Below are 19,428 nucleotides of genomic sequence, written 5' to 3' on the forward strand. Positions count from 1 at the left end.
TACGCCTGTCCTGACAGCGGGGCCGACGCCGCGCGTCGAGACAGCTGACTGGAAGTTTACCCTCAAGATCGGGCCGAGGCCTGTTAAGGTCTGGAACTGGAGTGAATTCAACGCGCTGCCCAAGACCAAGATGACGAGAGACATTCATTGCGTCACAACTTGGTCGAAACTCAACACCGCCTGGGAAGGCGTGATCGTCGACGACATCCTTGCCGATGCTGGGGTGGAGCCTCCCACTGATTTCATGCTAGCACACTGCTTCGATGGCTATTCTTCAAACGTCCCGCTGGCAGATTTGACGACCGGAAAGGCCATGGTCGCTCTGAACTACGACGGACAGCCGCTTCCGCGCGACCATGGTGGCCCAGCACGGCTCCTCGTGCCACACCTGTACTTCTGGAAGTCCGCCAAATGGATAAACGGGCTCCAATTTACCGAACGCGACGAGCCAGGCTTCTGGGAATTGCGCGGATATCACAAATATGGGGATCCGTGGCGTGAGCAGCGGTACACCAATGACTGATGGTAGCGCGCGATCAGCGTCTTGGCAGGCATGCACCATCGCCGAGATCATTCAGCAGACGCCAAGCATCAACAGCTACTTCTTGCGGCTCAGCGAGCCATTCGCCCATATCGCCGGTCAACACGTCGATGTACGACTGACTGCTCCAGGCGGCTACGTGGCAATGCGCGGTTATTCGATCGCCTCCTCACCGAATGCCTCAGACATCATCGAGCTTGCCATCGAACGCCTCCCGGACGGTGAAGTCTCTCCGTTTTTCCATGACATTGCAGTTGTGGGCGACGAGATTGAGTTGCGTGGCCCGCTCGGCGGCCACTTCCTGTGGCCCGAACATGCAACCGCACCGGTTCTGTTGATCGGCGCGGGGTCTGGCGTCGCACCGCTGATGGCGATGCTCCGACACCGGCGCGATCTTGCGCAGACCGTGCCGACGGCACTCCTCCTGTCATCCCGGACAAAGCACGACGTCCTATTTGGCGGTGAGCTTCTCGCGTTGGAGACGGCAGACCCGCAGTTCAAGCTCGCGCTGGCGATTACTCGAGAGACCCCAGAGCGCCCGACTGACTTTGCGCGACGCATCGATAGCGCAATGGTCGCCGAGGTGGTTGCCCGGCTCCCTCGCATGCCCGCGCATGTATTCGTCTGCGGATCGAATCCCTTCGTCAATGCCGCGGCCGATGGCGCACTATTGGCAGGGTTGGACGCCGCGGTGATCAAAACCGAACGATATGGCGGCTAAAGACGCCGAGTTGCGTGACGTGCTGAACAGTATGAAAGGACGCCCTATGGCACCGCAGGACAAGGCACCCAAGCTTCGAGAGGTTGTCGTCGCAAGCGAACCCACCAATCATGGCACCCTGGTTGGCCACGTTGGCGCATCCGAGTTCAATGTCGGTGGTCCAGATGGCGTCGGCCACATATCTCCCGGTCCCAATCCTTACGACCTTCTGAGCGCATCTCTAGCTGCATGCACCGCAATGAGCGTTCGGTTCCAGGCTCGGCGCCAGAAGATTCCGCTGGAGCGGTTGGAGGTGGGCGTCAGCTTCCAACACGGCGCCCAGGGCGAGAAGAATTCATTCGAGCGTACCCTCGTGCTGGGAGAAGAGCTCAACCCGCAACAGCGCGCATTCTTGGTCGAGGCCGCAAACCAATGCCCTGTTGGAAAAATTCTCGGCATCAGTGCGGATATTCACACACGCTTGGACACCACTACTGCCGGCCACAACGCAAGCGCTCCGGCCAGCTATGAGGATGATCTGGAGGAACTCTCGATCCCGTATATCGATCCGGACTAAGCGTCTCTCGTGCCGTCGATTACCGCACCGGGGACACTGCCACCTATCATGCCCAGCAACATGGAGCGTTGAACCAGCGTCATTGGCGGATTAATTCGCCTATTCGTGTCGAAGTTTGCGAACTACGGAGGAGACTGATGCCTAAATGTGCTGCGGCGGCCCGGGTGCTCCCCATGCGCTTGCTCCACTCGTTAGCGATGCCAGACAAGTGGGGCAGAGCGCGGTCCTCAGCCAACCCAGCGGATCAGGAAGCCAGCTCCGCCCCGTAAGCGCTTCGCGCTCGCCGGCGCAGTATAACCCATCCCGCGATGGCAAGGGATGCTCCTCCACCTCCGCATATCCGACGAAGAAAGGGTACTGGCTTAGCCGAAACTCTCGGCCGGCAGACCTCCGCCCTGGCTCAGGGATTTCGCGGCAGATTCGAAGGTCGCCCAGGCCGCCGTCTGCAGGAAGCCGCCAACGCTCACGCGCCGAACCCCAAGCGCGCGCATATCGTCGACCGTCATCCGCGGGCTGATCAGAACGACGTTGACCGGCTTCGGTGCGATAGCCTCGACAATCGCCTTGATCTCGTCGGGCTTCGACACGCCCGGCGCATAGAGCACGTCGGCGCCGGCGTCTGAGTATGCCTTTAACCTTTCGATCGTCGCTCCCAGGTCGGGATAGCCCACGAGATAACTCTCGGTTCGCCCGACGAGGACGAACGCCTTGTCGATCCCGTCAAGCGACGCGCGGGCGGACTTCAGCCGCTCGACTGCGACCGGCAGATCATATAGCGCGTCGCCCGTGCGGTCTTCGATCGACAGGCCGCAGATGCCCGTCTCCGCAGCGCGCCTGACGTTCGCAGCGACTCCTTGCGCGTCGACGGCGAAGCCCGCTTCGAAGTCGGCATTCACCGGAAGGTTGCTCGCGGCGACGAGCACCCGCAGATTTTCAAGCGTCTCATCGATCGTCGCGCTGTAATCGTTCTTTCCAAGTGTGAGCGAGAGACCGTGGCTTGTCGATGCGATGGCTTTGAAGCCCAACTCATTTAATTTTCGAGCCTCCCACACGCTGACGGCGTTCGGCAGCGTGAAGAAATCATCGTGCATCGTCCGAAAGGCGGCACGGGCGGCGGTTGCGCTGTTCATGGGTCGTCTCCTTCGTTTTCCGATTGGGTCTTCTGTCCGGTGACCATGCGGCGGAACCTCGGCTTGGCAGCTATCCTCTCGATGCCGGCAAGGGGTTCCTCTTGGAGTTACATCGCCATACCACGTAGCAAGCAGGCCGCGTCGGCGATCTCAACGGAGCCTGGCTCCAAGATCTTGGTAAACTCGAAAAGGCCGGTCGTGATCGCCCAGCCTGTCACCGGACATCAAGAAGGACGGCGCGCTGTCGGGATATCGAGGGGGATCAAAGCGCAAGCGCACCCTCCTCGACCGCGAGAAGTCAAGCGTCGCCTAGGCGACACCCTCGACGACGAAGCTGCGTCCCTTGAACTCGAAACTATCGCCAGCGTGCAAACCCTCCATCTCCGCGTAGATCGGGGCCATGGTGGATATGCCCATGACATCGTGACCGTCGCAGGAGAACTGGCCCGTCGAGACTGCGATGATGAAGTGGCGCCCGTTCAGCTTCACGAGTGCGCCCTCTTCGACACTCGACTTCGGGCCGAAGTCGATCGCATGCAGCTTGTCGATCTTTTCGGAGTGGTCGTGGACAGTGTCGTCAAGCGCCTCGGAGAGGTCGCTCGCCATCTCCGCCTGCGCCTGTTCGTCATCCTCGATCGGCTCGCTCCTGTCGAGCTTCGCGCTGGCGACGTATTCGAAGTATTTTTCAGTCGCGCTTTCGAGTGCGTCTGCCTCGAGTGAAAGCATCGTTTCTCTGATGATCTCTTTGTTCATTCTTACCTCCACGAGCAAATGCTAAAAATCAGGCGTTATCTGGAGTGTCCGCTTCCTGGTAGGGAACCCGGGCTAGCCTGGAGTCGCGCAAGATGCTCGTAACGAGCCACACATATTGCTGCTCTGCGGTATCGAACCCCAGGACCGAGAAGGACTGCCCAAACGGGCAAGGCGGGAAGTCCGGAAAGTCGATGCGAAGCACGAACCGCTCGGGGTCCCGCTCGAATTCGCTCTTGTAGATTTTACGGAGGTCGTACCGACTGGGCACATCGGGCTGCGCGACCCGCTTCGTTTGCCGTCCGGCTGCGAGACGCTCGAAGAGTTCACGCGAGCAGTGCCGGTCGAGCGTATCGAAGGCGTCGATCAGCAGTCCCTTCCCAGGAGTTGCGCGATCCGAGATGGCGTAGACGTTCGAGCCGTCTCCTGCGTCCGACCCACTCTCGAATCTAAGCGCCGCGTCAACGTGGATATCGCTTGCCGCGATCGGCGTGCCGGTGGCCAGGTCACGGAGCCGCCCGTTCTTGATCCGGTACTCACGATCATAGCCGCGCTTCACCAATTCGGAGACGGCCTCCACGATGTCGCTGACTTCCAATTCCATTCGACACTCCAAGTTGCCAGGCTCTTGAGCCGTGCATTCACGGTCCCGACTAGGCCCATTCGACGTTATCACTTCGACGATAGACGCCGCGACCGGTGTTGGGAAATGCCACGGTGTTATCGTTTCCATTCCCGGGGACCCCGTCAGCGTCCTCCGATGACGTTCACGCCGACGCGGTCTGCCGGAAGGAGCAAGTCTGCGTAAAGCGCAGTGTCCGCGAGGATGCCGCGCGTTAGCCTCGAGGGGGTAAGTCGGCTGACGAGATCATGTCCCCGAACAGCACGATCGCCTGCGCGCGGTCATCTTGTCGCGACACCCAGCAAAGGGCCGCGGGTCTCACGGGGCGAACCTTTTCGAGCAGGGGGCATCTCGTGACAGCCCACCCCCTGACAGAGCGCCGCCACGGAAACTTCGCGGGCGATCGTCTCACGTCGCGTAATTGGACGGAAACAGCGCGCGTTTGGTTTCTTCGTCGTTGACCTTCTTGAAGTCGTGCTCTTTCCCGACCGCTCGCGTACGCGAAACGGCCGGCCGGGCGTCGATCTGCGCGAACCACTGCTTGATGTGCGGGAATTTCCGAAGCGGCTCGTCTTCCCCCTTCATCACGCGGGACGCACGGTCGATCCAACCCCACGCGGACATGTCGACGATAGTGTAGTCCGAGCCGACAATGTAGTCGCGTCCGGCGAGGTGGTGATCGAGCACCTCGTAGTGCCGCTCGGCTTCGCGCCGATACCTGTTAACCGCGTAGTCAAGGCCTTCCGGCGCAGCATACTGAAAATGCACGGCCTGCCCCGAAAACGGGCCAAGGCCCGTGCCGAGGAAGAAAAGCCACGAGAGCAGCTCGGGCCGGCCTTCCGGCCTGCCGAGGAACCGGCCGGTCTTCTCTGCAAGGTACAGCAGGATTGCGCTCGAATCGAACACCCGGGTCTCGCCGCCTGAGCCCTCCGTGTCGACGATGGCCGGCACCTTGCCGTTCGGGTTCACGTTCCTGAACCAGTGTTGGTGTTGCTCGCCCTTGCTGGTGTCGACGGGAACCATTTCGTAGAGAAGGCCAGACTCCTCGAGGAAGAGCGCGACCTTCGCCGGATTGGGAGTGGGGTGAAAGAAAAAACGGATCATTAGATATTCCTTTCTGGACAGAGGCAGCCGCCGGTTCAATCCACGGCGACGTTGATCGGCGCCGCCGCATCGCGGCGGTCATAGCTACGGTCGGCACATGCATCGTGACGATCTCCTCCCCGAGTGTATGATGCGCGGCCATGACCGACATGAAGTCCTTCATCGTCGCGCCACTGCCCACGGCAATGGCCAGCACCTGGATCATTTCGCTCGCATCCTCCGCGAAGATGTGAATGCCTAGAATCCTGTCGGTCTCGCAGTCGACCACCAGCTTCAGGAGCGATGACTCGCAATCGCCGGTGACCGCGGCCGGCCGAAAGCGAGTCTTATAGACATCGATGGCGGGAAACTGCATGCGTGCCTCGAGCTCCGTGAGGCCGACCGTGCCGATCTCCGGGCTCGAATACACGGCGGTCGGAATATTGGAATAGTCGACTTGCCGGGACTTCCTACCAAACACGCTGTCAGCGAAGGCGTGGCCCTCGCGCACGGCTACCGGGGCCAGATTGATTCGGTTCGAGACGTCGCCGACGGCGTAGATGTTCGGAATTTTGGTTCGCGAGCTCGCGTCCACCATGATCGCGCCCTTCGCGTCCATCTTGACGCCGGCGCGGTCTAGTCCGAGGGAGGTCGTGTTCGGTGTCCTGCCGAAGGCAAGCAGAACCTGGTCGGTGACGAGCCTGGCTCCCTGCTCCGTCGTGACGTCTATGGTGCCGCCTGGAGGGGTGTCGGACCTACCCGTGCTTCGCCGCTCCAGGCGTCGTATCGTGTCGCACAACATCAGCTTGACGCCGCGATTCGTGTACGACGAGGCGATCGTCTGCCGAATGTCCTCATCGAAGCCGCGAAGCACGTTTCTCCCGCGGCACACGACAGTCACGTCGCTTCCCAACGCCGAAAAGAGACCGGCGAACTCCATCGCGATGTATCCGGCCCCGCCGATGACGAAGCGCTTGGGGAACACCTTGAGGTCGAACGCCCCGTCGGAGGTGATGCCGAGCTCGATGCCGTCGAACTGGGGCAGCTCGGGCCGCGCTCCCGTCGCGATCAGGATTGTGCGCGCTCGCACGAGCCGGCCGTCGGCGAGGAACCGAACCGTGTGTGCGTCCACAAGGACTGCGCGTGATCGCACGGCCTCGACGCCAGCGCGGTCCTGGCCATCGCCGTAGAGCCCCTCCAACCGCGTGATCTCGCGGTCCTTTGCCGCGACGAGGGATGGCCGATCGAAATGTGGAATGGCGAGTTTCCATCCAAAATCCGCAGCATCCTCGAAGCTGTCGCTGAACCGGCCCGCGTACACGAAGAGCTTCTTGGGCACGCAGCCGCGGATGACACATGTGCCGCCGAGGCGGTATTCCTCCGCCAGCATGACCTTGGCGCCATGGCCGGCGACGACCCGCGCCGCGCGTATCCCGCCGGAGCCACCGCCGATGACGAAGAGGTCGACTTCGAATACGCCGTCCGGAGAGAGGCCCTCAACGACTGCGGTTGCAACCCCCTGCGTCGTGAAACCCTGTTCGGAATCTAGATTGCTCACGGTAGCTTCCAATCGATCTAGCGTGTGTGTGTGTGTGTTGCGTGCCCCCCGATCAGCGCGGGAACACGGGGTTGCCGGCAAGAAGATCGAAAGACCCGCACCACAAATTCTGGTCGGGCGGGGCGATAGCGGACCGCCTCGGCTTTGGACTGAAGACACCGCCTTGTTGCCTCTCGGCGTCCGCGCACTTCAGCCGCCGGTCACCGCGGCAACTGCCTCCTTGATCCGCGCGACCGCGTACCGGCCGACCTGGTCCAGCTCGACATGCGGCAGGTTCGGCATCTCGTCTGCGACGACGACGCAGTCGACGATCGCAGGCCCTGGGCACGCGAAGGCTTCGATGAGCGTCGCCTCCAGCAGTGCCGGGTTGTGGACGCTGAAACCCTGCGCGCCGCACGCTCGCGCTAGCGCTGCATAGTCCGGGTTCGGGAACTCGATCGCCTTGCGAAACGGGAGGATGCCGAGGCTTTCAGCTTCGAGCGTGATCAGCCCGAAGGCCTTGTTATCGAAAATCACCACCTTGACCGGCAACCGGTGATGAACGGCGGTCAGGAATTCGCCCATCAGCATGTTGAAGCCGCCATCACCCGTCAGCGCGATGACCTGACGCCTTCGGTCGAGCGCCTGAACGCCGTTCGCCTGTCCAAGCGCTGTGCCGACCGCGGCGTTGTTGAAGGACCCGAGAATTCGCTGTTGGCCGCTCTGCCGTATCCAATTGCCCGACCAGAGGGTGTTGAGGCCGGTGTCGAATACGAAGACGGCGTCCTCCTTTGCCAGGTCGCTGACCATGCGCGCGACCGCCTGCGGGTGGATCTTGTCGCGGCTACGCATCACGTCGCCCTGCTTGTCGAGCATCTCGTCCCATTCGCGCCGCGCGTGGCCAACCTTGTAGAAGAAGGCCGTATCCGACTTTGGCGAGACCCTCTTGTTGAGGGCGGCGAGCGCCGGGCGGACGGAGCCTACGACACCGAGTGCCGTCTCCGTCCTTCGTCCGATTGCAGACGCTCTCTCGTCCACCTGGATCACGTTGCCTTTAGACGGAAGGAAATTGCTGTACGGATAATCGGTCCCGACCATCAGGAGCAGGTCGCATTCCTGCACCGCATCATAGGCGGGCTTGCTCCCGATCATGCCGAGGCCGCCCATCCAGTGCGCGTCTGCGTAGGGCATCAGGTCCTTGCCGCGCATGGTGTGAAACAGTGGCGCTCTCAGGCGGTCCGATAGGTCGACAAGCAGTTCGACCGAGCCGCGACAGCCGGCCCCGCACAAGACAACGATCTTCTCGGCCTCGTCGATGCGGCGGGCCGCCTCTTCGTTATCCGCCTCGTCTGGCGTCGTCACGCCACGCGGGCGAAGCGTCGCCACGCTCCGGACGGAGTGCTCGGCCTTGCCGGCGAGCACATCCTGGGGGAAGCGTGAGGTGGGCGACGCCCGGCCCGGCATAAGCCGACGCGATCGCCTGGTGGATCACCCCCGGCGCCTGCGCCGCCGTCGTGATCGTCTGCGTGTAGAGCGAGACATCCCTGAAAAGAAGATCCGGCTCGGTCGCCTGATGGTAGTCGATGCCCTTGAGCCGTCGCGGCATCTCTCCCGAAAGCGAGCACCGGGGCGTGGTCTCGCGAAGCCTCGTAAAGGCCCGCCACGAGATGCGTGCTGCCTGGACCTGTCGTGCCGGCGCACACGGCGAGGCGGCCGGTGAGCTTGGCTTGGCCCGCGGCAGCCAGCGCCGCACCCTCCTCGTGCCTCACGCCGACCCACTCGATCCCGCTCCGCCGGACCGCATCGCCGAGAGGGTTCAGGGAGTCGCCGATCAGTCCGAAGATCTGCGTCACGCCAACTTGTTCGAGGACGTCGACAAGCACTTCAGCAACGGTACGTGACATTGGCTTCAATCCATGTTGGCGGCACTAAGTACCTCTTGTATAACAAGAATATGGCCTGTGGTGATTACCGCGCGTTATCAATAGCATGCCTGATGCGCATGCCCCTGCGTCAGTCCGACCGTGTAGGCTGCGCTGATCGCGCTCCTGTGCCGCGACGCCGGCAAGACGCCCCTCTCGACCCAAAAGGACCCATGCCGGATGCCTCTCGACATCCTCACGCTCTACGGTTCGTACCGCACCGACCGGAAAGGAATAAGGCTCACGAACTTCATCACCAAGGGCTTGCAGGCGAGGGGCGATACCGCCGAACTGGTGGACGCGAAGACCGTCGGCCTGCCGATCATCGACTGCATGTACAAGGAGCACCCCGTCGGCGAGGCGCCAGCCTCCATGGAAGCTCTGGCCTGCAGGATACGCAGCGCGGACGCTTTCGTATTCGTGGTCGGCGAATACAATTGGGGCGTCCAGCCTGGCCTCAAGAACCTGACAGACCACTTCTTGGAGGAATGGTTCTGGAGACTGGCGGCAATCGCCAGCTACTCCGCGGGGCCGCGCGGGCGGTGTGCGAGCGGGGCTTGCGGGGCGAGCCACCCTTTCCGAAATGGGCATGCTGGTGATCTCCAGCACGCTCGCTGTCGGACCCTTGGTTGACGCCCTCGATGACGCCGGCGAGCAAGCGCGATCCGCGCCTTGCGCATGGTGGAGCGCTTGGCGATCGCCAACCCCCAATCCTTCAGCTTCAGCGCCCCTCGGTAACGCGTGAGCATGACATTCGCCACCTCATAGAGCAGTGTTCGTATCGCCGGTCACCGCATTTGGAGATGCTGCCGGTGTAGTCCACTTCGCCCGATTGGAAGCGGCGCGAGATAGCCGTTCCCGCCTTCGGCTATAAGAACCATGACTCGATCGATCGCCGGCACGTCTTCATCCGCGGCTGGAACGTCACCAGTGCCTCCGCCTATGACGGGGCGCAGCTTTGCAACGTGCTGGACAAGACCGGCTCGACGGTGTGGGCCGACACCGTCTATCGCTCGAAGAGGAATGAGGGGTGGCGGGAGAAGCACGGCTACTTCTCCGACTTACACCATAAGAAGCGGAGAGGCCGGCCGATAAGCGAGGTGATGGCATGGGCCGATGGCCGGCGTTCAAAAATCTGCGCCCTCGTCGGGCATGTCTTCGCACAGCAGAAAGCCCGCATGGACATGTTCGTGCGCACCATCGGCATCGCGCGGGCCAGGACGAAGATCGGTATGACAAACCTTGCCCACAACCTCACCCGCTATGTCTGGCATGAGGGGCGAAGTGTGCCTGCGTGAAGGAGAAAGCGGCGGAAAAACGCTGCCGCGAGCCGAAATCGGCAACCAGCATCAACCCCAATGACCGGGATCCAAGCCACCGCCGCGTCAGGCCGTTCGCAACTTCATTTCTGTACCAGCAGCCCTTGGAAATGCCGGTAGTTCGAGGCGTCCAGTTGGTCAAGATCGTTGGTGTCGCACAGGCCTTGTCGATCGCGGCGCTGTGACATTTTGGTGATCGTCTTTTCAATCGGGGTGCGCTATGGCAGACTTTCCATGATGATCCTGCTGCCACCCATCGGTCGACTGCTGGCGTTTTTTGCGGTTCTCGGGCTCCTGCTCGGGTCGTTCGCGCCGTTCATGACCGGGCCGTCGATGGCGGCACCCATGCCGATGCAAATGGCCGACGGCATGCCGTGCCCGGATAGCCTGCCAGCGGTGCCGGAATGTGACAAGGACTGTTCGCTGGTTGCGCTGTGCATGACGGCCTTCCCTTCCGGCGTGGCGTCCGTCGACGATTCACTTGCCGGTCCCCCGATCATCAGAAGCAAGCTTCCGCCGCATGAATATTTTCCCGGCGCTTCGCTTCACCACGAGCCCCATCCCAGACCTCCAAACGCCTGAGCCATCATCCGCGGCGTCTCGACGCCGCCCTTGCCGTGCGGGGATTCGCGCGGGGTTGAAGTGTGGCTTTTCGCCACGTGATGGCATGCGCCGGCAACGTCCCGGCAGCAACACAAGGAAATTGGAAATCATGGGAATTCAGCTCAATTGGCGCGCCCTTGCCGGGGTGCTGGCCGCAATCACTGTTGCGACCGCTTTCGGTTCCGCGAAAGCCGGTAGCGCCGACTACGCGTTCGAACTCGTCGAGACCGAGGTCAAGCAAGGCGAAAGCGCCACGGTGGCGGTGCGGCTCGTCGACAAGAGAAACGGCGGGCCCGTCGCCGATGCCGTCATCTTCGCCACGCGCATGGACATGGCGCCGGACGGCATGGAGGCGATGACGACGTCGGTCGAGGCGATGCCTTCGAACCAACCCGGCGTCTATCGCTTCAAGACCAACCTGATGATGCCGGGCGGCTGGCAGTTTTCGGTCGCAGCCAAAGTTCAGGGCGAGCCGGACACTGTGGAAAGCAAGCTCGTTTTCAAGGCTGTGCCATGAAACGGATTGCCACGGCATCCTTCGTCCTTGTCGCCCTCGCGGCGGCAGGGACTGGAGGATATTGGGCTGGGCTCCTCGGCTACGCGGCGCCCAGCCTGGAATCGTTCATCGCGGCTTGGTCGCAGGAACGGACCACTCTGTCTAAAGCGACCGGGCCGGTCATCTACTTCCGGCATCCCGATGGTGAGCCGGTCTATTCGGCGAACCCACGGCAGACGGAAGATGGCCGCGATTTCAAAGCCGTCCATGCGAGCGAGGACGTGAGCTTTGACTCCGCCGCGGCAACAGCGTCCGCGGAGGCGGTCAACACCGCCGGGGAGAAACGCGTCCTCTATTACCGCAATCCCATGGGCCTGGCCGACACCTCGCCCGTCCCGAAGAAGGACTCCATGGGGATGGATTATATTCCCGTCTACGAAGGCGAGGAAGACGACGGCTCGACCGTCAAGGTCTCGACAGGCAAGCTACAGCGAACAGGGGTCAAGACCGGGGCGGCGACACGCAGCGTTGTCGTTCGCCCGGTGCGCGTGCCTGGAACCGTGCAGCTCGACGAGCGGCGGATCAGCGTCGTTTCGACACGTACCGAAGCCTTCGTGGAAGAGGTCGCGCAGGTGACCACGGGCGAAGTCATTGCCGAAGGCCAGCCTCTTGTCCGCTTCTATTCGCCGGAAATTACCGCGGCCGGCGCGCAGTATGCCACGGATTTGAACAACGGCCCGGGCGGCGCAGCAGCCGGCGGCAGTCTGCAGCGTCTTGAAAACCTTGGTGTTCCCGCTGAGGCGGTTGCCGAAATCAGGAAAACCCGCAAGGTGCCGATTACTGTGACCATGACGGCGCCTCGCGGCGGCGTGGTGCTGGAGCGCATGGCGGTCGACGGCATGAAGGCGGAGCCCGGGGAGGCCTTGTTCCGCATCGCCGACATTTCCACCGTCTGGGTGGTGGCGGACGTTCCGGAGTATGAACTGGGCTCGATCCGTGTCGGCGCCGAGGCGACGATCCGCATCCGCAGCAAGCCCGGTATGGTTCTCAAGGGCAAGGTCGGACTGATTTACCCCCAGGTTGATACACAGACCCGGACGACGCGCGTTCGCATCGAAGTCCCCAATGCAGAGCGTTTCCTGCTGGCCGACATGTACGCGGACGTAGAAATCGCCGCAGGCAAGGGCGAGCCGGTCGTCACCGTTCCGGACAGCGCCGTCATCGATACCGGCGAGCGCCAGGTCGTCATCATCGACAAGGGCGAAGGCAGCTTCGAACCGCGCGAGGTCAAGGTCGGCATGCGCGGCCAGGGCATGACCGAAATAAGCGAAGGCGTCGAAGAAGGCGAGCAAGTGGTTACTTCCGCCAACTTCCTGATCGACGCGGAAAGCAATCTCAAAGCCGCGCTGAGCGCGCTGACACCGGCGGAGGCGAAGCCATGATCGCCAAGCTCATCGCCTGGTCGGCGCGCAATCTCGTTCTGATCTTCGTCGCGACCGCATTGACGGTGGGCGCCGGCGTCTACGCGCTGCGAACGCTGCCCCTCGACGCTATCCCGGATCTGTCGGACGTTCAGGTCATCGTGCTGACCGATTATCCGGGACAGGCACCGCAGGTGGTGGAAGACCAGGTGACCTATCCACTGACGACCTCCATGCTGACCGTTCCACGGTCGAAAGTGGTGCGCGGTTTTTCGTTCTTCGGGGTGTCCTTCGTCTACGTTATCTTCGAGGACGGCACGGACCCCTATTGGGCGCGCAGCCGTGTGCTTGAATATCTCAGTGCCGCGGCAACGCGACTGCCCGAAGGGGTAACGCCGAGCCTCGGTCCGGATGCCACCGGCGTCGGCTGGGTCTACCAGTACGCCGTCGTCGCCAAGGAACTGTCGCTCGCCGAACTGCGGTCGCTGCAGGACTGGGTGGTTCGCTTCGCAGTCTCGAAAGCCGAGGGCGTCGCCGAGGTCGCCAGCGTCGGCGGCTTCGTCAAGCAATATTCGATTGTCGTCGATCCCTCGCGATTGAGAGCACAAGGCATCACGATCGGAGAGATCAGCGACGCGGTGAAGCGCAGCAACATGGATGTCGGCGGCCGCACGATCGAGTTGTCGGAATTCGAATTCATGGTGCGCGGCCGCGGCTATCTGAAAGGCGTGGCCGATCTTGAGAACATCGTCTTGAAGACCGAGCGCGGCGTCCCGTTGCGGCTCGGCGACGTGGCTCGCGTCGAGATCAGTCCCGACGAGCGGCGTGGCATCGCCGAGTTGAACGGGGAGGGAGAAGTCGCGAGCGGCATCGTCCTGCAGCGATTTGGCGCGAACGCCTTGACCGTCATAGAAAATGCCAAGGAAAAGATCGCGGAGATCTCCGGCAGCCTGCCGGAAGGTACCGAGATCATCCCAGTCTATGATCGCTCGAAGCTGATCGAATCCGCGATCGAGACCCTCAAATCGACGCTGGTCGAAGAAAGTATCGTCGTGGCGCTGGTCACGATCGTCTTCCTGTTGCATGTGCGAAGTGCGTTGGTCGCGATCATCATGCTGCCGGTCGGCATCCTGATGGCGTTTGCCGCCATGAAGCTTCTCGGCCTCGGCTCGAACATCATGAGTCTTGGTGGCATCGCGATCGCCATCGGCGCCATGATCGATGCGGCGATCGTCATGATCGAAAACGCCCATAAACACTTGGAAAGGGCGCCGCCCGGAAAACCTCGCATCGAAATCCTGATCGATGCGGCAAGCGAGGTTGGGCCGGCGCTGTTCTTCAGCCTTTTGATCATCACCGTGTCGTTCCTGCCGATCTTCACGCTGGAAGCACAGGAAGGACGCCTGTTTGGCCCGCTGGCGTTCACGAAAACCTTCGCGATGGCTGCCGCCGCGATCCTGTCGGTGACGCTTGTGCCGGCGTTGATGGTCATCTTCGTGCGCGGAAGGATCATTCCCGAGCATCGCAATCCGATCAACCGTTTTCTGATCTGGATCTACCGGCCGCTGATAGCGGGCGTTCTGAAGGCAAAGACCTTGACGATCCTGTTGGCGATCGTCGCGCTGGCGGCAACCTATTGGCCGGCTCGGCAGATCGGCAGCGAGTTCATGCCGAATCTCGACGAGGGCACGCTGATGTACATGCCGACCACGCTTCCTGGCCTGTCGATCACCAAGGCCGCCGAGCTGATGCAGATGCAGGACCGGATCATCAAGTCCTTTCCGGAAGTGGAATCCGTTTTCGGCAAGGCGGGGAGGGCGCAGACCGCCACCGACCCAGCCCCGACCGGAATGTTCGAGACGATCATCAATCTGAAGCCGAAATCCGAATGGCGTCCCGGCGTCACGGTCGAAAGCCTGAAGAACGAGATGGATGCGGCGCTTCAGTTCCCGGGCGTGTCGAACGCCTGGACGATGCCGATCCGGGCGCGCATCGACATGTTGTCGACCGGCATCCGGACGCCGGTCGGTGTCAAGGTATTCGGGACCGACCTTGCCCAAATGGAAACCGTGGCGCGGCAGATCGAGGCCGTTCTCCGAGCCGTGCCCGGCACGTCGAGCGCTTATGCCGAACGCGTCATCGGCGGCTACTATCTCGACATCGTTCCGGATCGTATCGCCCTCGGCCGGTACGGCCTTTCTATCGCCGACGTCCAGGATGTCATCTCATCGGCACTGGGAGCTGAGGTGGTTACTTCGATGGTCGAGGGCCGCGAGCGCTACGGGGTTGCGATCCGCTACCCGAGAGCGATGCGCAGCGATCCGCACTCGATCGCCAGCGACGTCCAGGTTGCGCTTCCGGGCGGCGGTTCGGTCCCGCTTGGCGAAGTAGCCAAGGTCGAGCTGACGCGCGGGGCGACTTCCATCCGCACCGAGAACGGCCAACTCGCGGTCTATATCTTCGTCGATATCGCTGGGCGGGATCTTGGTGGCTATGTCGCCGAGGCGCAACGGGCGGTCGCCGGGGAAGTGGAAATGCCGCAGGGCTTTTCGGTCGCCTGGAGCGGCCAGTTCGAATATCTCGAACGGGCCGCAGCGCGCTTGAAGATCGTCGTGCCGCTGACGCTCGCGCTCATATTTCTGCTGCTCTATCTCAATTTCCAGGCGCTGACGGAAACGCTCATCGTCATGCTGTCGCTGCCGTTCGCGCTGGTTGGTGGCATCTGGCTGATGTGGTGGCTGGGCTTCAACATGTCGGTCGCTGTCGCCGTCGGTTTCATTGCGCTGGCAGGCGTCGCGGCGGAGACCGGCGTCATCATGCTGATCTATCTTGAGCAGGCATTTGCCAGCACGAAAGCGAATTGCGCGGTGCAGAAGCGGTCGCTCGCCAGGTCGGACCTTCGCGCCGCGATCATGTACGGTGCAGTCGAACGGGTAAGGCCGAAAATGATGACGGTTGTCGCTATCATGGCAGGCCTTGTGCCGATCCTCTGGAGCACAGGAACAGGATCGGAGGTGATGCAGCGAATCGCTGTCCCGATGATCGGCGGGATGATCTCGTCGACGCTTTTGACTCTGATCGTCATCCCCGCTGTGTACGGCCTCGTGAAGGGCTGGCGCCTGCCGGAGCGGACCGTGCACGAGAGCCAGCCACAGCCGGCACCGGTCGAACTCAGGCTCGCGGCGGAATAGCAGAGTTAAGGTTCTTCGGCGCTTGTCGGCGCCGAGCAACCGCACCTTCAGCGCGAATGGCCAAGTGCGATCAAACTATGGAGCGGGCCAGACGCCGCGGTTTGGCGTTTTGGCCTGCACGGCCGGCATTTCAGGGTCCGCTTTGGGGCATGAGGATATGCTCGTCTTGGAGGCTGACCTTCGCTCTGCTCCTCGTGGTTTTCGTGACCGCAGGGCTGACCTTGTCCTTCGCTCAAACCACAGACATGTCGGTCATGTCTGGACGGCGCCCGCCGATCAAGGGCTTCTTTTCGGTGTTGGGACGATCGCGGATGCGCTCATGTCTCCGGCCTGTTGCTGTGACCGCTGGCCCTGATGGTGTCCGCTGATCCTTTGGCCTGATCAAGAGAACGAGCTCGAAGCTCCGACTATGCTGCAGGCTTTGGGGATCTGTCTCCGTCTGTTCCCATCACGTCACTGTCACCCTCGATTTTCCGCTCCGCAGCCTCAGCCGCTGATGCTGTTACGCCGGCGTGCCGGCATAGTGTGTCTCGTCGCGCATGAGTGCGAAGACGATGCGGGCGAGCTTGTTGGCGGTTGCTACAGCGACAAGCTTGAAGCGCTTGGTCTCCATCAAGCGATCGGCCCATTGTCTCAATGTATCGCTGCAGCGTGTGCGGTGGAAGAGAACCGCGTGGGCGCCGACGACGAGTAGCTTGCGCAGATATCGGTTGCCCATGTTGGATACGCGGCCCAGCCGCTCCTCGCCGCCAGATGAACTCTGCCGCGGGGTGAGCCCGAGGAAGGCAGCGAACTCACGCGGGCCCGAGAACGCCGAGACATCCTGGATGCTTGCGGCAAGGGCAGAGGCGGTGACGGGACCGATGCCGGGAACGCTTATCAGGCGGCGCGCTGTCTCATCGGCTTTGGCTAGAACCAGAATGGTCCGATCGCTTTGCGCGATCTCCTGATCGAGTTCATTCATCCGACGCACCAGAGGCAACAGCGCCGAGCGCACGATCGCCGGGATCATGTCGTTACCTTCCACGATAAGAACTGCCAAAGCGCGTGCGTTGTTCGGTCCCTGCGCCGCGATGGTCCCGATCTCGGCGAGATGACTGCGCAGGGCATTGAGCAGTTGCGTACGCTGTGCCACCAGAAGTTCGCGCACCTTGTGGTGCATAAGCGCTGCCTGGTTCTCGACCGATCGCACCGGCACAAAACGCATGGAGGGTCGTGTCACAGCCTCGCAAATGGCAGCTGCATCCGCGGCGTCATTCTTCTGGCGACGGACATAGGCCTTTACATAGGCCGGCGGCATCAGCCGGACGTCATGGCCAAGTTTCATCAACTCGCGGGCCCAATGGTGGGCCGAGCCGCATGCTTCCATGCCGACCAGGCACGACGGCAGACGCTCGAAAAATGCCAGCACATGTTTGCGCCGCAGCACCCGGGTCACGACGACACGGCCGGCGGCGTCGACTTGGAAAACATGCTTGGCCAGATCAAGGCCGGTGGCGGCTACAGTATCGAGATCGGTGGTAGTCTTGCCCATGGCGGTGCTCCTTCAGATGAGTGCTCGACAGCAGCCATCTTGGCACACCTCTCACGAGGGTGATGCCGTTGCGGGCGCCGTCCACGCCATCAAGAGAGCCTGAGAGCGCTGGCCAAGCGTTACGGCATCAACCAGAAGACCGTCGCCAAATGGCGGGAGCGGTCTTCGGTCGCTGATCTGCCGACCGGGCCGAAGGAGGCCCATTCTACGGTCCTGTCGCTGGAAGACGAGGCGATCATCGTCGCCTTCCGCAGGCATACGCTGCTGCCGCTGGACGACTGTCTCTATGCGCTTCAGCCGACCATTCCGCACCTGACCGTTCATCCCTGCATCGCTGCCTGCAACGGCACGGCATCTCCAGATTGCCCGACGTCGAAGGCGACAAGCAGCCGAAGAAGAAGTTCAAGAGCTACCCGATCGGCTACTTCCACATCGACATTGCCGAGGTGCAGACGGCCGAGGGCAAGCTCCATCTCTTCGTGTCCATCGATCGGACCTCCAAATTCGCCTTTGCCCAATTGGTCGAGAAGGCCAACCGGGTCACCGCCTCGGCCTTCCTCGTCGCCCTGATCGAGGCCCTGCCCTACAAGATCCACACCGTGCTCACCGATAATGGCATCCAGTTCCGCTATCCGCCCCGCTACGCCAACGGACCAACAGCGCGATACATGACCCACATGTTCGACATGCGATGCCGCGAGAACGGCATCGAGCACAGGTTCACCAAGATCAATCACCCGTGGACGAACGGCCAGGTCGAGCGCATGAACCGCACCATCAAGGACGCGACTGTCAAACGCTTCCACTACGACAGCCACGAACAGCTGCTCCAGCACCTTCAGGACTTCATCGACGCCTACAATTTCGGCCGGCGGATCAAGACGCTCAAGGGCCTCACGCCATACGAGTTCGTCTGCAAACGATGGACTTCAGAGCCAGATCGATTCATCATCGATCCGATCCATCAAATGCCGGGACTGAACACCTAGCAGTTGGATTATTCTTGTCTATTTGCCCTCTAGAGGGCATCGCGTTGGGAGTACGGTCAGCAGCGACAAGGTTGAACGAACAGAATTGAGAGGGAGGGCCGGCAAACCGGGGACCGACAAAGCGTTTAAGTGCGGGCAGGCGCTTATCATCGGCGTCGCCTAAAGGGAGGAGCGGACAATGAAAGCAACCGTTTTCGTGGCGACGGCTATCGCCGGCCTTGGCGCAACATCCGATGCACTCGCCGACGGCGACCCGACACGCGGGGCGCAACATTATCGTGCATGTGTCGCCTGCCATGCGCTGGAACCGGAGCTGCACCTCAGCGGCCCGAGTCTGGGCAATGTCTTCGAGCGGAAGGCCGGGACGGCCGAAGGTTTCGTGCGCTATTCGGACGGGTTGAAGACGGCGGATTTCATCTGGAACGCGGCCGCGCTCGACGGCTGGCTGAAAGACCCCGCGGCGATGATCCCCGGCACCTATATGGTGTTCCAGGGGATTGCCAATCCCCAGGCGCGCGCCGATCTCATTGCGTTTCTTGAGATCGCGGGAAAACCGGGCGGTGGAGGGAAAGCTGCGGCCGACGGCCTCATCCCGGCCGCCTGGCTTCGCGCGGGGGCGCCGGAGCCGATCCGCGATGTGCCGCCGCAGGCGCGTGTTACCGCCATCCGACATTGCGGCGACAGCTACTTCATCAGGACGGACGACGGCCAGGAGACGCCTTATTGGGAAAAGAACATCCGGCTGAAAATCGACAGCGTGGAGACCGGCCCGCCAAAGGGCGTTGCGGTGATCCTTGGCGCCGGCATGGCCGGCGACCGTGTCTCGGTGATCTTCTCCAGCCTCACCGACCTCATATCCCTTGTTCAAGAGAAATGCTGACGATCTTTCAAAGCGGCTCAGCCCCATCCCGCCATGCTCTGGCAGGCTTGACGCCGGACCAACGCTCTGTAGTGGCGGCGGTTTCCGCCGACGGAAGCTCGATCAGCGAGACGGTCAGGAATCTCGGCATGAC

General features: G+C 62.1%; 18 protein-coding genes and 4 pseudogenes. 13 read left to right on the top strand and 9 right to left on the bottom strand.

Translation table 11 applies throughout. The features are described from left to right. The 3 genes from G6N73_RS30090 to G6N73_RS30100 all read left to right on the top strand — a co-directional run. Positions 1 to 523, top strand: a 523-nt coding sequence (locus G6N73_RS30090) for a molybdopterin-dependent oxidoreductase (protein WP_165033631.1), incomplete at its 5' end; no start/stop codon positions are given. Beyond that, positions 516 to 1,262 carry a ferredoxin reductase gene (locus tag G6N73_RS30095; RefSeq protein ID WP_165033632.1) on the top strand — a complete coding sequence of 249 codons (747 nt, stop codon included), beginning with the start codon at positions 516 to 518 and terminating at the stop codon, positions 1,260 to 1,262. The genes G6N73_RS30090 and G6N73_RS30095, both read left to right, overlap by 8 nt. Further along, the gene (locus G6N73_RS30100) at positions 1,252 to 1,818 is read left to right on the top strand and encodes an OsmC family protein (protein WP_165033633.1); all 567 of its coding nucleotides are present in this window, start codon (positions 1,252 to 1,254) and stop codon (positions 1,816 to 1,818) included. Before G6N73_RS30095 ends, G6N73_RS30100 begins: the two co-directional genes overlap by 11 nt. A 362-nt stretch (positions 1,819 to 2,180) precedes the next feature. Here G6N73_RS30100 and G6N73_RS30105 read toward each other — a convergent pair whose 3' ends face one another. The 5 genes and pseudogenes from G6N73_RS30105 to G6N73_RS30125 form a co-directional block, all read right to left on the bottom strand. Beyond that, positions 2,181 to 2,948 (bottom strand): isocitrate lyase/PEP mutase family protein, encoded by a 768-nt coding sequence (locus G6N73_RS30105; RefSeq protein ID WP_165033634.1) that lies wholly within the window; start codon positions 2,946 to 2,948, stop codon positions 2,181 to 2,183. A gap of 309 nt (positions 2,949 to 3,257) precedes the next feature. Further along, positions 3,258 to 3,701, bottom strand: a complete 444-nt coding sequence (locus G6N73_RS30110; protein ID WP_165033635.1) for a hypothetical protein — start codon at positions 3,699 to 3,701, stop codon at positions 3,258 to 3,260. A 28-nt stretch (positions 3,702 to 3,729) separates the two neighbouring features. Further along, positions 3,730 to 4,302, bottom strand: coding sequence for a hypothetical protein (locus tag G6N73_RS30115; protein ID WP_165033636.1), 573 nt, complete (start codon positions 4,300 to 4,302; stop codon positions 3,730 to 3,732). 426 nt (positions 4,303 to 4,728) lie between these two features. Next, positions 4,729 to 5,424: a glutathione S-transferase family protein gene (locus tag G6N73_RS30120; RefSeq protein ID WP_165033637.1), complete on the bottom strand. Its 696-nt coding sequence runs from the start codon at positions 5,422 to 5,424 to the stop codon at positions 4,729 to 4,731. Positions 5,425 to 5,584: 160 nt separating this feature from the next. Next, positions 5,585 to 6,856, bottom strand: a pseudogene (locus G6N73_RS30125) (FAD-dependent oxidoreductase); the annotation flags it as partial. Between G6N73_RS30125 and G6N73_RS37375 the strand changes: the two are divergent. Continuing rightward, positions 6,806 to 6,952, top strand: a complete 147-nt coding sequence (locus tag G6N73_RS37375) for a hypothetical protein (RefSeq protein WP_246252691.1) — start codon at positions 6,806 to 6,808, stop codon at positions 6,950 to 6,952. The pseudogene G6N73_RS30125 and the gene G6N73_RS37375 sit on opposite strands and share 51 nt — an antisense overlap. A 198-nt stretch (positions 6,953 to 7,150) precedes the next feature. Here the strand turns inward: G6N73_RS37375 and G6N73_RS30130 are convergent, their stop codons facing one another. After that, the gene (locus G6N73_RS30130) at positions 7,151 to 8,404 is read right to left on the bottom strand and encodes a thiamine pyrophosphate-dependent enzyme (RefSeq protein WP_246252689.1); all 1,254 of its coding nucleotides are present in this window, start codon (positions 8,402 to 8,404) and stop codon (positions 7,151 to 7,153) included. After that, positions 8,299 to 8,844 (bottom strand): thiamine pyrophosphate-binding protein, encoded by a 546-nt coding sequence (locus G6N73_RS38425; RefSeq protein ID WP_343044797.1) that lies wholly within the window; start codon positions 8,842 to 8,844, stop codon positions 8,299 to 8,301. The genes G6N73_RS30130 and G6N73_RS38425 overlap by 106 nt, the downstream gene beginning before the upstream one ends. Positions 8,845 to 9,042: 198 nt before the next feature. On the opposite strand from G6N73_RS38425, the pseudogene G6N73_RS30135 reads away from it, so the two are divergent. Further along, positions 9,043 to 9,607: pseudogene (locus tag G6N73_RS30135) on the top strand (NADPH-dependent FMN reductase). On the opposite strand, the pseudogene G6N73_RS30140 reads toward G6N73_RS30135, so the two are convergent. Beyond that, positions 9,510 to 9,712, bottom strand: a pseudogene (locus G6N73_RS30140) (transposase); the annotation flags it as partial. The pseudogenes G6N73_RS30135 and G6N73_RS30140 overlap by 98 nt on opposite strands. Positions 9,713 to 9,827: 115 nt before the next feature. On the opposite strand from G6N73_RS30140, the gene G6N73_RS30145 reads away from it, so the two are divergent. The 6 genes from G6N73_RS30145 (at position 9,828) to G6N73_RS30170 (ending at position 15,892) form a co-directional block, all read left to right on the top strand. Next, a complete protein-coding gene (locus G6N73_RS30145) occupies positions 9,828 to 10,160 on the top strand; it encodes a transposase (RefSeq protein WP_206079177.1) in 333 nt (110 codons plus the stop codon). Then, entirely contained in the window at positions 10,157 to 10,366 is a 210-nt protein-coding gene (locus G6N73_RS30150) for a hypothetical protein (RefSeq protein ID WP_165033638.1), read from the top strand. The genes G6N73_RS30145 and G6N73_RS30150 overlap by 4 nt, the downstream gene beginning before the upstream one ends. Positions 10,367 to 10,373: 7 nt before the next feature. Then, the gene (locus tag G6N73_RS30155) at positions 10,374 to 10,763 is read left to right on the top strand and encodes a hypothetical protein (RefSeq protein ID WP_165033639.1); all 390 of its coding nucleotides are present in this window, start codon (positions 10,374 to 10,376) and stop codon (positions 10,761 to 10,763) included. A gap of 130 nt (positions 10,764 to 10,893) precedes the next feature. Beyond that, the gene (locus G6N73_RS30160; protein ID WP_165033640.1) at positions 10,894 to 11,301 is read left to right on the top strand and encodes a FixH family protein; all 408 of its coding nucleotides are present in this window, start codon (positions 10,894 to 10,896) and stop codon (positions 11,299 to 11,301) included. Then, positions 11,298 to 12,722, top strand: a complete 1,425-nt coding sequence (locus tag G6N73_RS30165) for an efflux RND transporter periplasmic adaptor subunit (RefSeq protein WP_165033641.1) — start codon at positions 11,298 to 11,300, stop codon at positions 12,720 to 12,722. Before G6N73_RS30160 ends, G6N73_RS30165 begins: the two co-directional genes overlap by 4 nt. Beyond that, positions 12,719 to 15,892 carry an efflux RND transporter permease subunit gene (locus G6N73_RS30170; protein WP_165033642.1) on the top strand — a complete coding sequence of 1,058 codons (3,174 nt, stop codon included), beginning with the start codon at positions 12,719 to 12,721 and terminating at the stop codon, positions 15,890 to 15,892. Before G6N73_RS30165 ends, G6N73_RS30170 begins: the two co-directional genes overlap by 4 nt. A gap of 502 nt (positions 15,893 to 16,394) precedes the next feature. Here G6N73_RS30170 and G6N73_RS30175 read toward each other — a convergent pair. Beyond that, positions 16,395 to 17,426 carry an IS110 family RNA-guided transposase gene (locus tag G6N73_RS30175; protein ID WP_165033643.1) on the bottom strand — a complete coding sequence of 344 codons (1,032 nt, stop codon included), beginning with the start codon at positions 17,424 to 17,426 and terminating at the stop codon, positions 16,395 to 16,397. A gap of 90 nt (positions 17,427 to 17,516) precedes the next feature. Between G6N73_RS30175 and G6N73_RS30180 the strand changes: the two are divergent. Both G6N73_RS30180 and G6N73_RS30185 read left to right on the top strand, forming a co-directional pair. Next, positions 17,517 to 18,415 (top strand): annotated as a pseudogene (locus tag G6N73_RS30180) (IS481 family transposase); the annotation flags it as partial. A 178-nt stretch (positions 18,416 to 18,593) separates the two neighbouring features. Continuing rightward, positions 18,594 to 19,295, top strand: coding sequence for a c-type cytochrome (locus G6N73_RS30185; RefSeq protein ID WP_165033644.1), 702 nt, complete (start codon positions 18,594 to 18,596; stop codon positions 19,293 to 19,295). Positions 19,296 to 19,428 lie beyond the last annotated feature (133 nt).

Source organism: Allomesorhizobium camelthorni (genome assembly GCF_011045125.1).
In the GTDB taxonomy this organism is placed as follows: Bacteria; Pseudomonadota; Alphaproteobacteria; order Rhizobiales; family Rhizobiaceae; genus Allomesorhizobium; species Allomesorhizobium camelthorni.

Bases quoted from the DNA above. Each gene is read 5' to 3' on its own strand.
- G6N73_RS30105 (WP_165033634.1), bottom strand. From the start codon at position 2,948: ATGAACAGCGCAACCGCCGCCCGTGCCGCCTTTCGGACGATGCACGAT.
- G6N73_RS30175 (WP_165033643.1), bottom strand. From the start codon at position 17,426: ATGGGCAAGACTACCACCGATCTCGATACTGTAGCCGCCACCGGCCTT.
- G6N73_RS30120 (WP_165033637.1), bottom strand. From the start codon at position 5,424: ATGATCCGTTTTTTCTTTCACCCCACTCCCAATCCGGCGAAGGTCGCG.
- G6N73_RS30115 (WP_165033636.1), bottom strand. From the start codon at position 4,302: ATGGAATTGGAAGTCAGCGACATCGTGGAGGCCGTCTCCGAATTGGTG.
- G6N73_RS30160 (WP_165033640.1), top strand. From the start codon at position 10,894: ATGGGAATTCAGCTCAATTGGCGCGCCCTTGCCGGGGTGCTGGCCGCA.
- G6N73_RS30130 (WP_246252689.1), bottom strand. From the start codon at position 8,404: ATGCCGGGCCGGGCGTCGCCCACCTCACGCTTCCCCCAGGATGTGCTC.
- G6N73_RS30170 (WP_165033642.1), top strand. From the start codon at position 12,719: ATGATCGCCAAGCTCATCGCCTGGTCGGCGCGCAATCTCGTTCTGATC.
- G6N73_RS30095 (WP_165033632.1), top strand. From the start codon at position 516: ATGACTGATGGTAGCGCGCGATCAGCGTCTTGGCAGGCATGCACCATC.
- G6N73_RS30100 (WP_165033633.1), top strand. From the start codon at position 1,252: ATGGCGGCTAAAGACGCCGAGTTGCGTGACGTGCTGAACAGTATGAAA.
- G6N73_RS30165 (WP_165033641.1), top strand. From the start codon at position 11,298: ATGAAACGGATTGCCACGGCATCCTTCGTCCTTGTCGCCCTCGCGGCG.
- G6N73_RS38425 (WP_343044797.1), bottom strand. From the start codon at position 8,844: ATGTCACGTACCGTTGCTGAAGTGCTTGTCGACGTCCTCGAACAAGTT.
- G6N73_RS30110 (WP_165033635.1), bottom strand. From the start codon at position 3,701: ATGAACAAAGAGATCATCAGAGAAACGATGCTTTCACTCGAGGCAGAC.
- G6N73_RS37375 (WP_246252691.1), top strand. From the start codon at position 6,806: ATGGCCGGCGACGACCCGCGCCGCGCGTATCCCGCCGGAGCCACCGCC.
- G6N73_RS30185 (WP_165033644.1), top strand. From the start codon at position 18,594: ATGAAAGCAACCGTTTTCGTGGCGACGGCTATCGCCGGCCTTGGCGCA.